At 69.2% G+C, this 1,031-nt stretch carries 1 protein-coding gene; it reads right to left on the reverse strand.

Annotation, left to right across the window (positions count from 1 at the left end; all coding sequences use genetic code 11):
• Nucleotides 1-1,031, reverse strand: a 1,031-nt coding sequence (locus JCM9942_RS16695; protein ID WP_484600269.1) for a phosphoketolase family protein, incomplete at both ends; no start/stop codon positions are given.

The following is a 1,031-nucleotide window of genomic DNA, read 5'->3' on the forward strand; positions in this document are numbered from 1 at the left end:
CCACCTGGCGATCGGCCAGCGCATGGTCGCGCTCGCGCACGCGCTGCTGGAGGTCGTGGCTGTTGAGTGCGGCAACAGCCTCCTCGAGCTCGGACGCGGCCACGAACAGCGCCGCGGCGCCTTGATTGAAGAGCGCGCGTGCCTCGGCCTCCTTCGACGGATTCCCGGGCAGGGGCAGGTTGTGCGAGGCGTTGGTCCCGGCGCCGGGGAATCCGAAGCCCTTCACGGTTTCGGCAATGCCATAGGGCAGCCGCACGTCGGCATCGGGAACGGCGGCGCCCGCTTGCAGGCGCGACTCCATCACATGGATACCCCACGCGATGCTGGCCGGATCGCGCCCGTCCAGCGCGATCGGATCAAAGCCGTTCAATCGCAGGTGCCGGTCCAGCCACCGCTCGCCGCCCTGCTGGGCGATCTGGCTGCGCTGTTCGATGCGCCGCCCGTTGAGGATGATGATCGGGCTGACCAGCCCGCTGTCCTCGGCACGCCACCAGCGCGGCGCCCAGTCGCTGCCGCGCTGTTCCTCGAACGCACCGTCGCTGAGGAACGCCACCAGGCGTTCGTCCTTGAGCGGTGCATGCACGTACTGCAGTTCGGCAAAGCCGAGATAGCCGCCTTCCATCACGCCCCCGGCGGTGTGCGCATTGACGTGGGAGCCCAGGGGCGACGCCGGTGTTCCGTCCGGATTGAGGGTGTAGGCATAGAAGTCGCCGACGAACCGGCTCAGCCCCGCGTCGGAGCGGTCGTAACGTTCGGCGTGCCGGGCGGTCATGTTGCCAACCAGCACGTTCAGCGCGTCGATGGCGGCCACGCAGTGCCCCTGGCCCATCATCCATGCGCGGGTGACGCCATCCAGGGCGTCCATCAGCAGGTAGCCGGCGTAGGCCGGCACCATGTTGAGGGACCCGCCAGTGTGGCCTTCGGGCGTGGCCTTGAAGTCATCGGCCTCGAGGGCCGCGCCGTCGGTGCGGACCCGCTGGCTGTAGGTCATGTGGGCCACCAGCCACATGCCGGCGCTGGTGACGCGATCG

Origin of the sequence: Stenotrophomonas pictorum JCM 9942, assembly GCF_001310775.1 — a bacterium.
In the GTDB taxonomy this organism is placed as follows: domain Bacteria; phylum Pseudomonadota; class Gammaproteobacteria; order Xanthomonadales; family Xanthomonadaceae; genus Stenotrophomonas; species Stenotrophomonas pictorum.